Below are 13,347 nucleotides of genomic sequence, written 5' to 3' on the forward strand. Positions count from 1 at the left end.
GCACGGATGCGCCACGGCGCGTGAAACGGAAATTTCTCCACGCCTTCACCCGGATGTCATCGAGCGCGCCTAGGTTACCTGGCGCTTTGCGTCATACACCTAAAGGTTGGACACACCATGCTCAAGGCACTATCTGCCGCCGCTTTGCTCGCCGCCGTCACCACGGCAGCTTACGCCGAACCCTTTCGAATCGTCGCGCTGGGCGATGTCCCTTACGGGCAACCAGAGAAAGTCTACGCCCCATTCGAGACGTTGATCGACACCGTCAACGCCCGCGCGCCCGCCCTCGTCATCCATGTCGGCGACACCAAGTCGGGAAGCACACCTTGCTCCGACAAGATGCTGGACGACCAACTTGGGTACCTCAATCGGTTCACAGCACCGGTTCTCTATACTCCGGGCGACAATGAATGGACCGATTGCCACCGGAAGAATGCCGGCGGCTTCGATCCGATCGAGCGTCTCGGCTATATCCGGCAAAACTATTTTGCCAACCCCGACCGGAGTTTCGGCGTCGCTAAAGCAGCGGTAACCAGTCAGGCAGCCGCAGGCTATCCTGAGAACGTCCGCATGATGATGAACGAGGTCATGTTTGTGACGACCCATGTCATCGGCTCGAATAACAATTTCGAAATCCGCGATATTGCTGCGGTTCAGGAGTTCATGGCCCGCGACGCGAACAACCTCGCCTGGCTTACCGAGAGCTTCGCGACCGCGTCGCGTATCGATGCAAAGGCATTGGTTCTCGCCGTTCACGCCGACATGTTCCAAGATGGATTTAGTCCGCCCTGGGCGCCCGAGACATGGATGGGTCATTCGGGGTTCGCCAAATTCGGACCCGCGCTAATCAAAGAAGCGGCGGCATTCGCCAAACCGGTTCTATTGATCTACGGCGACTCGCATATCTTCCGTCAAATGCGGCCGTTCCCGAAGGGGGCGCCGAATGTGATGGCCCTCGAAGCCCCCGGGGCAACGGACATGCATGCGGTTGAAGTGACGATCGATCCGGCGACGTCGGGCGTGTTCGCTGTTGCGCTGGTTAGAAACCCGGCTTTAGCGGAGTAGTTCGGAGAGCCCTGCGCCAAACCGGCGCGGGGCTCAACCGAATCATGCTTAAACATGGCCGCCATGGCATGACGGCGGCCCTACTTCTAGATCAGCCTAGCGCAGGCTGATCTGATCGTAGTTGAACGAATTGCCGAGGTTGATCAGACCGTCGACCCGCTTGTTAACGCCAACGATGTCGATCTGCTCGATCAAGAAGAGATTCGCGGCCTTCTCGTGCTGAACCTTGAGTAATTCTCCCAGCGCCTTCCGGCGTTCGTCCACGTCGAAGATGGTGTCCGAGCGTTCCAACAGAGCGACGACCGATTCGTCGCAATAGTAGGGATTGGGTTTCTTGCACGACCCGAAGGTGAGGAACCGGGAGGCATCGTTCAACGGCGCGGAGTTTTGCCCTGCTCCGAACACGGCACCTTCCCAGCCGCCGGTGATGAACTTCTTGATCCAGTCAGACGACGGTATCGGCCGTAACTCCATGGTGACCCCGACCTTCGCGAGGTCCTGCGCCACCTGTTGGTACATTTCGGAGTCCGCGGCGAAGGATCCGACGACGACTTCGGCGATCACGCTTAACCCACCGCCGTGTCCGGCCTCGGCCAGCAATGCCCGAGCCTTGGCGGGATCGTGGGGATAGGGTTGAAGCGCCGTGTTGTAGCCGAAGGTGTTGGGCGTCGCGCCCTGGCTTGCCGGTTTAACACGCCCGTCGAACAGGTTCGCCGCGATCGCCGACTTGTCGACGGCGTAGTTGAACGCTTGGCGCACCCTGACGTCAGTAAAGGGCGAGGTGTCCACAACATTGACGAAGGCCATTGTCGCCGCAACGGTCGAGGGCGAGACGTCGATGCGGTGCCCAGCCGATTCGACGGTTCCGATATTGTCAGTCGAAAGTCCTACGGCGATGTCGGCCTGATCGGAAATCAACGCTTGGACGCGCGCGGGACGCTCGCCCAAAGGCAAGACCTCTAGCCCCGTGACCTTCGCTTTGCGCCAGGAGTCCGGACGGGCGTCGAAGACGACTTTTTCCGGAGTCCAAGTCTTGACCTTAAAGGCACCGCTTCCGGCGGGCGCGTTCGCATATCCGTCGGGGCCCATGTCGGCCCATGCCTTGGGGGCAACGATCAGGACCGCCGAGATTCGGCTCGGCAAGATCGCATCGGGCTTCGCCGTTTTGATTTCGACGACCGACGCGTCGATCGCCTGCGCCGAAACGACGCCGGCCAGTTGCCTGCCCACCGAGGTGGACTTCCCGGTCTCACCCTTGAGCCACCCGATCGCCGCGGCAACCGCGGCGGCGTCCAGCGTCTCGCCGTTGTCGAAGCGGATGCCATCGCGAATGGTAAAGCGCCACGTCGTCGCATCGACGGATGTCCATGAGGCCGCGGCCTGCGGCTGGACGTTGCCCGACGGGTCGACCGCGGTCATCGCATCGAATAGCGCCGTCCAGGTATGCCAGCTCGGAAAGATACCCGCCGCATACGGATTTCCCTTAGTCGGCGGCAGCGCGGTGGCGGCGACCCGCAGCGTTTGCGCGCCGGCGTCCGTTGGAACGAGAGCTAATCCACTCCCAACCGATAGGGTAGTCATTGCGACAGCCGTCGCGAATGCACGTAGTTTCATGTCTTTCTCCCTGCGAGGCGTTTGCCTCAGTTTGCGGTTGCCGTTTCGGTCTCCCAGTGCAGTATTTTTTGCCCCAGCATTCTTCCGTAGGTCAGGGCCGGCATCAGCCCCATCCCGCCGACGAAAGCGTCGCCGGAATGCAGGCCCATTCCCAAAATCTCCCCTGCCGCCGAGAGATTCGCGATTGGCGCGCCGTCGGCGCGCAGGACTTGGAAACGTTCGTTTACCGCGATCCCCTGCACCGCGGTCGACGTCGCGCCGTGGTGGCGGATCGCATAGTAGGGCGGCGTGGCGACCGGGCGGGGCAAGTGGCGCCGGCCGAGGGGATCGCTGCCGCTGGAGACGGCGCGGTTGTATTCCTCGACGCTCCTGCGCAAACCGTCCGGATCGATCCCGGCCTGTGCAGCCAGGGCATCGAGCGTCTCGGCCCGGCAATAGGCCGGATGGTTGCCGAGCCAGCGTTCGACCTGGTCGGGTGGCATTGCATCGAAGAGCGGCGGGGCCTGCTCCTTGATGGCTTGGTCGTAGATCGTCCAGAAGGTTAGATCGGGAACGCTTAGAAGCGCGCGCTCGCGGGCAAGCGGTTCGCTCGCGTCCTCGGCAACGAACCGGCGCCCCTGTCGGTCGACATAAATTTCCCACGGCGGCCGCCGCCCGCTGAGGTCGGTAAACCGGGCCGACCGCGCGGGATTGGCGGGGTCGGTCACACCGGCAAGCCGAGGCACAAAGTGCTCTTGATGCTGAAGCAAGCCACCAGCGCCGACCGCAAAGCGAATCCCAGCGCCCCGGCACCAGGGCCAGCCCCAAGTAAAGAGCGGGTAACCGGTGATTTCCTCAAAGAGATCGAAGGCGCCGCTTAGGCCGCCGGTGGTCAGCAACACGTTGTCGCCTACATACTCCTGTCGGTGGCCGCTGGCGTCCTCGGCTCGCACGCCGCGCACCCCGCCCCTGTCATCGAACATCAGATCGGTGACCTCAGTCGAGGTCTTCACCGTGACACCCCCTGCCGTGACGGCGTCTTCGAAAGCGGGACGAACGGCGTTCAAAATTGCGACACCGGCCTCAGCTGCCCAGTAAGTCCGCGGCACCGAGTAGGGCGTTTGGCCGAACAGAACCGGATGTTCCGGCAGCGGCGTCCATCCGAGATCGAGGAGCCAATGGAGCGTGTCGGCGGCGTTGTCCGCGATCAACCGCGCGAAGCGTGGGTCGGTCTGACCGTTTGAAATGCGCACGATGTCGTCGTAGTGCAGGTCTGGACTGTCTTGAATGCCCTTCGCATCTTGTAGCCGGGTCCCGGCCGCGCTGATTTGGCCCGCCGCATAATGAAGCGTGCCGCCGATCTCGGGGGCGTGTTCGATCGCCAGGACTTTGGCACCCCGCTGTGCGGCGAAGATCGCCGCCGGCATCCCCGCCGTGCCGACGCCACATACGATGATGTCCCACCTCGCGGTCATCGACTCAGCGCTTACGCAACGTCATACGATAGGAAAAGCGATCCCACGGGTAGATCGCCTCGAAATATTCGATTGCCCGATCCTTGTCGTCGAAGATCGTGCCGAGCCGTTTCAAAGCCGGCGCGCCTTCGGGGGCTTCAAGCGCGGCGGCAACGCCGGCAGGGAGCGGGCAAGCGCCAATGGTTTGCTCCACGCGGTCGATGCGGACGCGGCCGTCGCGCAAGATCAAGACAAACCGCGGTGTGGTTTCAAGGTCCTTGCGATCGAACATGCGGCCGATGTCTTCGGGCACAAAGGTCGTCACCTGGGCGATGAGGCTGCCCTGGCGGCGACCGATGGCGACGGTCTTTTGTACCTGCGCGCCCGCGTCGATCCCCAATGTCTGCGCGACTTCCTTGGTCGCAGGAATGAACCGACAGTCTTGGAGGTCTATTTCGAGATTGAGGGCTTCCAAAAGCGCCCGTTCGGACAACCCATCCAAAGTGTCGCCGAAATCGACGATTTGCGGCGCCGCAACCACTCGCGTGCGCTTGCCCCGGCCGCGGTCGATCAAGCCGTCGGTCGCCAGACTGTCGAACGCCCGCTTGCAGGTGAAGGTCGACACCTTGAGCGACGCGGCTAACTCCTTTTCGCTGGGCAAATCGTCGCCCAGGCCAAACGTGCCGTCGACAATGCGGGCCAGCAACGCGCCGTGAATTTGCTGATAGAGCGGCCGCGGATCGGCGCGGTTCAACGTCAGGGGAGACAACTGAGCGGAATTCTTGGAACCAACCATCGATAACTTTGCCTAGGGGAATTTACCGATCTCAGCGACCGATCGCGCAGCAGCGCCCGTTTGCAAACATAGCATATTTGGAAATATGCTACATTTGAAACATACAATATTTCAGGGAGGACGACAGATGCGGCGAGCACAGGTCACCGGGCTTCTTTTTGCGGCACTGGGAGTTGGGGCGGTTTTCGGATCGGCCAACGTAGCCGTTGCCCAAATGCAGGATGAAACGCTGCGGGTCGTTACGCGCGGCCTGAACGAGAGCCGCGGTCGGCCCGACCAAGGCGTTCAGTCGCCGGCGAGTTTTTGGAACTGGCCGATCTACGACTCATTGACGATGGTGGATCTGGAGGGCGAAGCGCAACCGCTCCTGGCCACGTCGTGGCGCAACATCGACACCGAGACGTGGCATTTTTCGTTGCGTCCCAACGTCACTTTCCAAAACCAAGAACCGTTCAACGCCGATTCCGTGATCAGTAACATCGAGTACACGATCAACGGCGAGGGTAAAGGGACGACCTCGGGCCGGAACATGACGACCCAGGCGCGCATTGCGTCGATTCGCAAGATCGACGACTTGACCGTCGAGATCAAAACCAAAGGACCCAACCCGATCTTGCCCAAGGCCATTTCCGGCAACTTTATCCCGGCCCCCAAGGCCTATGCCGACCAGGGGAACGCCGGATTTGCTAACAATCCGATCGGAACGGGTTCCTACCGACTGGTCAACTGGAATGCCGAGGGATCGACGCTCGAAGCGTTCGCAGAATCGTGGCGCCCGGCAAAAATCAAACATCTCGCATTGGCGTCCGTCCCCGAACGCACAACGCGGGTCCAGGCGATCATTTCCGACCAAGCCGATATCGCTATCGGTCTGTCGATCGACAATATCGATTCGATCGAAGGCGCCGGGCACACGATCGGCGCATTTCCTCGTCCGTCCGTCATGGCATGGCAGTTCATGTCGACGTTACCGGACTCGCCGTTCCGCGATCCTCGGGTTCGGATGGCGGCGAACATCGCGATCGATCGCGACGTTCTGAACACTGAATTGCTGCGCGGTTTGAGCCGGCCGGCGAGCCAATGCGCAGCCCACTTCGCGTTTGGCTATAACCCCAACATCCAGCCCTATCCGTTCGATCCCGATCGGGCTAAAAAACTACTCGCCGAGGCCGGGTATCCAAACGGATTCGAAGTCACCGCCGAAGTCGTGCCGGGTGCGCAAACCGGCGACAACGAGATCTATCAAGCCGTGGCCCAGCAACTCAGCTCGGTCGGCATCCGGGTCAAACTGGAGGGCATCTCGTTCGGTGTGTTCCTGAAGAAGTGGTTCCCGGGCGCCGACGCGACGCGGCTCGGATTCGAGGGCATGTTCCAAAACTACTGCAACGACAACAACGTCGACGGTCTGGACGCTTTTTCGAATTCGTCGTGCCGCAAGAACCCGCCCTATTACTGCGACCAAGACGAAATGAAACTGATCGAGGCCGCGGCCGGTGAATTCGACGAGGCCAAGCGCCGCAAAGCGATCCAAGATCTCCTTGCACTGAACCACGAGAACGCCGGCGGCCTCTATATGGTCGAGGTCATCGACGTCACCGGCGTCCACAAACGCGTCAAGGGATTCAAGAATGTGATCCAGCGTTTGAACTATCACGAAGTTACCATCGAGCAATAGCGCGCTCTTTGGATGCGGCGGCCGCGGGCGTCCAAGGCGCTCGCGGCCTTTCTTTATTTCCGAGGTGAGACACCATGCATACGATCAATCGCGACTTCCCCCGTCCCGCCCCCGCCTTAATCGAGAAGGCACTAGACACCTTTGCCTGCATCGCCGGCCAAGCGGCTGGCCGCCACTGCGTGATGGATTCAGGCATCCGACCGCTGCGGCGCGACTGGAAGATCGTCGGCCCCGCACTCACGGTAGCCTCGGCCGATCCGGTCGATACGTTGGTGAGCCGTGTCGCCACGCAGTACGCCAAACCCGGTGACGTAATCGTCGTCGATTCCGCCGGCCGCATGGACGCCGCCACCTGGGGCGCGACGATGGCCTGGGCGGCCAAAGAATCCGGTGTTGCGGGGGTTATCGTCGACGGCGCTGTGTTGACCACCGAACTTCTGATCGACCGCGAAGGTCTGCCGATCTTTGCGCGCGGCTCCACGACGGGGCATGTCGGCGGCGACGGCCCAGGATCGATGAACGTCCCTATCGTGTGCGGCGGCATCATTGTCCGGCCCGGCGACATCGTCCTTGCCGACGAAGATGGTGTGGTGGTTCTGCCGGCAGAGCACGCGGACGCTCTCCTCGACAAAGCCGGACAAGGCCGCAGCAAACCGTTCCCGCCCGCGGGCCGCAAAGTTCCCTATGGCGAACGGGGCTTTGAAGAGAAGCTGCGGAGCTTTGACGGGATCGATTGGCGGTAGTTCCGGCCGTGACACCCGATGTGATCGTCTGCGGCGCAGGGTCGTCGGGCATGATGACCGCCATTTTCGCCGCCCGCGCCGGCTCCCGCGTTCACCTGATCGAACATGCGCCTGAGGTTGGCGGCTCGCTCCATGTCGCCGGGGGCCACATGAGTGCGGCCGGCACGCGCCTTCAGTCGGCCAAGGGAATCGGGGACTCGCCGGATCGGCACTACGAGGACGTCTTGCGCATTAGCAAGGGCAAGGCCGATCCGAACAAGGCCCGGATCGCCGTCGACAACGCCGCGGCGACGCTCCATTGGCTGCTCGACCACGGCCTCGACGTGCTCCCCGAACACCCCGTTCTGGTACACGGTCACGAACCCTACACAGTGCCGCGGACCTATTGGGGCTCCGAGAAAGCGGTCTCCGTTCTGAACGTCGTGCGGCGCGAATTGCAAATGGAAATCGACGGCGGGCGGGTCGAGCTGAGCCTCGAAACCGAACTGATCGGTCTCGCCCAGGGTAACGAAGAATCCGTGGTTGGCGTGGTCGTCCGCGACAAAGCGGGCGCCGAGCGCACGCTGACCGCGCCCGCGATCGTTCTGGCGTGCGGCGGCTATGCCGCCAATGAAACGCTTTTCCCCGAACTGACCGGCGGATATCCGCTCTTCAGCCAAGCCTATCCCTATTCGCGCGGGACCGGCATCGTTTTGGTACGCGAACTGGGCGGCATCGTCAGCGGCGGCGAACATTTCCTACCCACCTTTGGCCGCGTCGCCGACCCGCAGGACCCGAGCCGTATCGTCAATATCACCCACACCGTGCCGCAACATCGCCAGCCCTGGGAAATTTACGTCAATATGAACGGCGACCGCTTCGTTGCCGAGGACGAACCCAGCGCCGACACCCGCGAACGCGTCCTCGTACGTCAACCCGGGCTCACATTCTGGGCGATCTTTGATCAAGCGATCCGGGACGCTGCGCCGCCATTCTTCCATGACATCGCCGAGGACGCTGTCGGGCGGCTGTGGAATGCCCACCCTTCCTACGTTCGAGACACCACGCTCGCCAATCTGGCCGCGCGAATGGATGTCAACGCGAAGAGGTTTCTGGCAGCGGTCGATGGGTACAACAAAGCGCAGCAGTCCGGCCAAGATCCCCTCGGCCGCCGGCATATGCCGCGCCCCATTGCGCGCGCGCCCTTCTACGCCGTGAAGCACCATGGCATATCCGTAGTGAGTTTCGCCGGCGTCTCAGTGGACGACCGGTTTCGCGTCAGGTTGCAGGACGGACGACACCTCCCGAACCTCTACGCCGTGGGCGAAATGCTCGGTTTTGCGACCCTGAACGGCAACGCTTATGTGAGCGGCATGGGTGTCACCCCCGCCCTCACCTTCGGCCGCCTGCTCGGCGAGGCACTGGGCGGGGCGGCCTAGCAACCGTTCTAGGCGCGCGCGGCCCATGCCACAGGTTTGCCGACTAGACCCGATCGCCATACGCGCGGCCTGCCAGCTCGGTGCCGAAGGCATCCACCTTAGAAACCGGGCGATGCGCGTCGAGGAATCGGTTCAACTTCACATTTGATTAACCCTCGTGATCCCAAAATAGAGAGCAAATGGGACCACGCGCGATGCACCGGAACGTCTACTCGTCACTGAAGTTCTTCCACCACCCCGATAGGATGGAGGCGCTAGCCGCAGGCCGTCATCTCGGGCCGCTACATGTTCGGATCAAGCCCACGAACGTCTGCAATCACGACTGCTATTTTTGCGCCTATCGTAGCGACGGCCTGAGCCTTGGTTCGACGATGCAGGTGCGCGACCGGATTCCCCAGGCGAAGATGAAAGAGATCGTCGAGGATCTCATTGCCATCGGGACCAAGGCCGTGACGTTTTCGGGTGGCGGAGAACCGTTACTTTATCCCCATCTTGCCGAATCCGCCGAACGCCTTGCCGGCGCCGGAATTGGAATAGGCGTGCTGACAAACGGCAGCCAACTCCGCGGTCGTCTCGCCCAAACCCTTGCGCGCACCGCTTCGTGGGTGCGGGTTTCGATCGATGGGTGGGATAGCGCCAGCTATGCCCGCAACAGAAACGTTCCGCTGCATTCTTTCGAACGCGTCCTTGAGAACATGGCGGCTTTTTCGAAGATGGACGGCGATTGTACGCTCGGAGCCAGCGTTATCGTCGATAGCGGGAACGCTGAACACCTTTTTGATCTGGCGCAGCGTTTGAAATCCGCCGGCGCCGAGCACGTGAAATTGTCGCCGTGTATCGTCAGCGAGAGCGCCGCGGGCAACGCCGCGCACCATCGACAGTTCGCTAATGTCGTGCGTAGCGAAATCGCCCGTTGCCAGACGCTCGCGGCGTCTGATTTCGCGGTCGTCGACCACTACCACTTCGAGCCCGACCCCGCGGACGAGATGCGGCATCCGCACTGCCCGATGACACGCCTGTTGACGGTGATCGGTGCCGATTGTTCCGTCTACACCTGCCAGGATAAGGCGTATACCGATGCCGGCCGCATTGGCACGATCCAGGATCGCCGTTTTTCGGATCTATGGTTGGATGACTCAACCGTTTCCTGGCTAGACAACTTCGACGCGCGCACGTGCACCCATCACTGCGTTGCCGCCACAAAAAACCGGTTGCTCAACGACTTTATCGATGTGGATCGCAGCCACGTCGCCTTCGTCTAGGAGCGCACCGGGTTCGTCATACGGCGATGGCGTGTCGTGCCGTGTTCTTGGCCAAGTAGTGGTCAAAGGTAGCGGCGACAACGCGAATAAACGGTCGGCCCAACGCCGTCATCGTAACCCGTTGTCCGTCTACTCGAACGATACGGTCTTCGACCAACGGCTCCAAACGAACAAGGTCGTCATCGAAGACATCCGAGGCCGCGGCGTGCGCGCGGCGGACCGCTTCTAAATCCACCGTCAGGTCGCACATCAGGCGGGAAATGACATCGCGGCGCAATCGGTCCTCGTTGCTGAGCGATATCCCCTTGCCGATCGGGAGCGTATTCTCGGCAATCGCCGCGGCGTAGGCATGCAGCGGCACCTGATTCTGGACATAGCCTTGGCGCAGCGCGCCGATCGCGGAGGCGCCAAACCCGATCAACGCTTCGGAAACGTCGGTCGTATAGCCCTGGAAATTGCGCCGCAACCTGCCCTTTCCCAGGGCGGACACCAAGCTGTCCCCGCTTTGGGCGAAATGATCGAGACCGATACGGCGATAGCCTGCGTGTTCCAGGGCGCTCGCCGCCGCAGCCGCCTGCTCGAAACGCCTCTTCGCGTCAGGCAACGCCGCCTGATCGATCAACGATTGATGCCGCTTCATCCACGGGACATGGGCGTAGCCGAACAAGGCAATGCGTGACGGCGCAAGAGAAAGGGTTTTCGCGACCGTCTCCAAAACGCACTCGACGGTTTGGTGAGGAAGGCCGTACATGAGATCGATATTGATCGCCTCAATCCCCGCCGCCCGCAGCCAATCGATAACGCGCGCCGTTGTTTCGAGAGTTTGCACGCGTCCAATGGCGCACTGGACCTCCGGATCGAAGTCCTGAACGCCGACACTGACCCGCGTGACACCCGTGGCACCCAAGGCGCGGATGTATTCCTCGCTGGCCGTTCGCGGGTCGAGTTCGACCGCGATCTCCGGCGACTCCGCGAATTCAAAGCGGTCGCCGAGATAGTCCCGAAGCCGTCGCCAATCGTCGGCCGCGATCATGGTTGGACTGCCACCACCCCAATGAACGAACCCTACGGAACTGCGGTGCGGTAGCGCGGTGCAAACAAGATCAATCTCGGCGCGCAGTGTCGCCAGGTAATCGGCAATCGGCTCGTAACGGCGGACGATCTTCGTGTGGCATCCGCAGAAGGAACACATCGCGGCGCAAAACGGGATGTGAAAGTACAAAGAGAGCGGCGCTTTTCCGTCCAGCTCTGACAGCCACATACGGTAGTCCTCGGGCCCCACCGACGTGCCAAAATGAGGAGCCGTCGGATAGCTGGTGTAGCGCGGCACGTTGCCGCTATAGCGTTCGAGGAGCCGGTCGGTCATCCGTTTATTAAGCACTGCAATACGGCGGCCCCACCTTGATTTGGAGCAAAGATTCGACCCCGCATACCTGAAATCGGCCCAATATCGCCCGAACAAGCAACGAAGAAGCAACGAAGAAGCAACGCGGATCGCCGACGACATAGCGGAGCAACCCTTCCCGACGGTTACTTTTCGCCGCCGGAAATTAGTCGCCGGCGAGGGCCGGTCGACAAAACCGATCGCACCGTGTTGCGCCCGTCGGCGGTTTTCGCCTAACTAGGATCGATAAGTGAGATGCAATGACAAATGAGCGGGGCGTATCGATGAAGCTTCACGCTGCTTTAGCCAAATCCCTTTTTGACAATGGCGTCGGCACGATGTTTGGGTTGATCGGCGACGGCAACCTGTTCGTTGTCCAAAGCTACGTCGACGACCTCGGCGGGACGTTTGTCTCGGCAGCGAACGAGGCTGGGGCCACGGTAATGGCAATCGGCTATTCGGTGGTCTCGGGTGAGATCGGCGTCGTCACCGTCACGCACGGGCCGGGCGTCGCCAACACCCTCACCGGGCTTATCGAGGGGGTGAGGGCCCAGGTTCCGATGCTGCTGGTCTGCGGCGATACCGCGATAGCCGACAAACACGGCCTGCAAAACGTCTCCCAGCGCGAGCTCATCGTGGCGACCGGCGCGGGCTTCGAACAAGTGCGCGCACCGCAAACGGTGTTTGAAGACCTGAGAACGGCGTTTCGGCGGGCCCGGGCCGAGCGGCGCCCCATTGCCCTGAACGTCCCGGCAGACTTCATGTGGCTCGATGTGGACTACGAAGAGATCGATACCCGCGCGTTCGACAACCGGGCGGTCGTCCCTGAAAGCCACGACCTGGACGATGCGATCGGTATTCTGGCGGCGGCCAAGATGCCCGTGATTCTTGCCGGCCGAGGCGCGATCGAGACACGCCAGAAAGACGCGTTGATCAAGCTCGCCGACCGCACAGACGCATTGTTGGCCACGACGCTCAAGGCAAAAGGGCTGTTTCGTGGGCACGACTTCGATCTCGGGGTATTCGGTACGCTCAGCACACCCATCGCCACCGACCTCATCATGCGAAGCGATTGTGTCGTCGCCTTCGGCGCCAGTCTGAACCAATACACCACCGCGACCGGATCGCTTTTGAAGGACAAACGGGTAATTCAGTGCAATCTCAATCGGGAGGATATCGGCAGATTCTCCCAACCGACCGCGGGCGTCGTCGGCGACCCCGGCCTGACCGCAGATCTTTTCGTGCGCTGGCTCGACGAGGCGGAAATCCCTGGGTCTGGATTCCGGTCGAAGGAAATCTCGGACCAGATTCAAGATTATTCGTTGGCGCGAGATCTCACCGACAAAGCCACGGCGACCACCGTCGACATTACAAAGTCGCTGCTGCGCCTGAACGACGCGGTACCGAAAAATAGACTCTATGCCACCGATGTCGGCCGGTACGTCATGCAGGCCTGGAAGGTTTTCGACGTCCCCGACCCACGCTCTCTCCTCTTCACGGTTCACTTCGGTTCGATCGGCCTGGGCATGCCCTATGCCATCGGCGCCTCGTTTGCTGCACCCGGCCGCCCCGCTCTCCTGGTAACGGGGGATGGCGGGTTCATGTTAGGCGGCCTCACAGAGTTCAACACGGCGGTCCGGCATAACGTCGACTTAATCGTCGTTGTGTGCAACGACGGCAGCTACGGTGCCGAACACATCCAGTTTCGCAACAGAAACCTAAGCCCCGACATTTCCTGCTTCGATTGGCCAGAGTTCGCGCCGCTTGCCGACGCGCTAGGCGGCCAGGGACTTTCGGTCCGCAACCAAGGCGAACTCGAAGCCGCCTGTGCGGCAATTGAGAAGCGGACCCGCCCGCTCCTCATCGATCTCAAATTGGACCCGGATCACGTACCGTCAATGCGCCACTAGAGGGAGATCTGCCTAACGATCCCTGAATAGCCTCCAGATTCATAGGC

General features: G+C 61.5%; 10 protein-coding genes. 6 read left to right on the plus strand and 4 right to left on the minus strand.

Annotation, left to right across the window (positions count from 1 at the left end; all coding sequences use genetic code 11):
- Positions 1 to 117 precede the first annotated feature (117 nt).
- A complete protein-coding gene (locus RID42_16785; GenBank protein ID MEQ8249339.1) occupies positions 118 to 1,065 on the plus strand; it encodes a hypothetical protein in 948 nt (315 codons plus the stop codon).
- Positions 1,066 to 1,161: 96 nt separating this feature from the next.
- Here RID42_16785 and RID42_16790 read toward each other — a convergent pair whose 3' ends face one another.
- The 3 genes from RID42_16790 to RID42_16800 are packed head-to-tail and all read right to left on the minus strand — an operon-like array spanning position 1,162 to position 4,908.
- On the minus strand, positions 1,162 to 2,679 hold the full coding sequence (locus tag RID42_16790) for an ABC transporter substrate-binding protein (GenBank protein MEQ8249340.1): 1,518 nt from the start codon (positions 2,677 to 2,679) through the stop codon (positions 1,162 to 1,164).
- 26 nt (positions 2,680 to 2,705) lie between these two features.
- Entirely contained in the window at positions 2,706 to 4,133 is a 1,428-nt protein-coding gene (locus tag RID42_16795; protein MEQ8249341.1) for an FAD-dependent oxidoreductase, read from the minus strand.
- Positions 4,134 to 4,137: 4 nt separating this feature from the next.
- Positions 4,138 to 4,908 (minus strand): GntR family transcriptional regulator, encoded by a 771-nt coding sequence (locus tag RID42_16800; GenBank protein MEQ8249342.1) that lies wholly within the window; start codon positions 4,906 to 4,908, stop codon positions 4,138 to 4,140.
- A gap of 127 nt (positions 4,909 to 5,035) precedes the next feature.
- Between RID42_16800 and RID42_16805 the strand changes: the two genes are divergently transcribed.
- The 4 genes from RID42_16805 (at position 5,036) to RID42_16820 (ending at position 10,006) form a co-directional block, all read left to right on the plus strand.
- Entirely contained in the window at positions 5,036 to 6,583 is a 1,548-nt protein-coding gene (locus tag RID42_16805) for an ABC transporter substrate-binding protein (protein MEQ8249343.1), read from the plus strand.
- A gap of 74 nt (positions 6,584 to 6,657) precedes the next feature.
- A complete protein-coding gene (locus tag RID42_16810) occupies positions 6,658 to 7,326 on the plus strand; it encodes a hypothetical protein (protein ID MEQ8249344.1) in 669 nt (222 codons plus the stop codon).
- Between the two features lie 8 nt (positions 7,327 to 7,334).
- Positions 7,335 to 8,744: an FAD-dependent oxidoreductase gene (locus tag RID42_16815; protein MEQ8249345.1), complete on the plus strand. Its 1,410-nt coding sequence runs from the start codon at positions 7,335 to 7,337 to the stop codon at positions 8,742 to 8,744.
- Between the two features lie 194 nt (positions 8,745 to 8,938).
- Positions 8,939 to 10,006 (plus strand): radical SAM protein, encoded by a 1,068-nt coding sequence (locus tag RID42_16820; protein MEQ8249346.1) that lies wholly within the window; start codon positions 8,939 to 8,941, stop codon positions 10,004 to 10,006.
- 16 nt (positions 10,007 to 10,022) lie between these two features.
- Here the strand turns inward: RID42_16820 and hemN are convergent, their stop codons facing one another.
- The gene (hemN, locus tag RID42_16825; GenBank protein MEQ8249347.1) at positions 10,023 to 11,372 is read right to left on the minus strand and encodes an oxygen-independent coproporphyrinogen III oxidase; all 1,350 of its coding nucleotides are present in this window, start codon (positions 11,370 to 11,372) and stop codon (positions 10,023 to 10,025) included.
- A gap of 278 nt (positions 11,373 to 11,650) precedes the next feature.
- Here hemN and RID42_16830 point away from each other — a divergent pair, with 278 nt between their 5' ends.
- Complete coding sequence (locus tag RID42_16830; GenBank protein ID MEQ8249348.1) at positions 11,651 to 13,300, plus strand: thiamine pyrophosphate-binding protein; 1,650 nt, start codon at positions 11,651 to 11,653, stop codon at positions 13,298 to 13,300.
- Positions 13,301 to 13,347 lie beyond the last annotated feature (47 nt).

This window comes from Alphaproteobacteria bacterium, from assembly GCA_040216735.1.
In the GTDB taxonomy this organism is placed as follows: domain Bacteria; phylum Pseudomonadota; class Alphaproteobacteria; order SHVP01; family SHVP01; genus CALJDF01.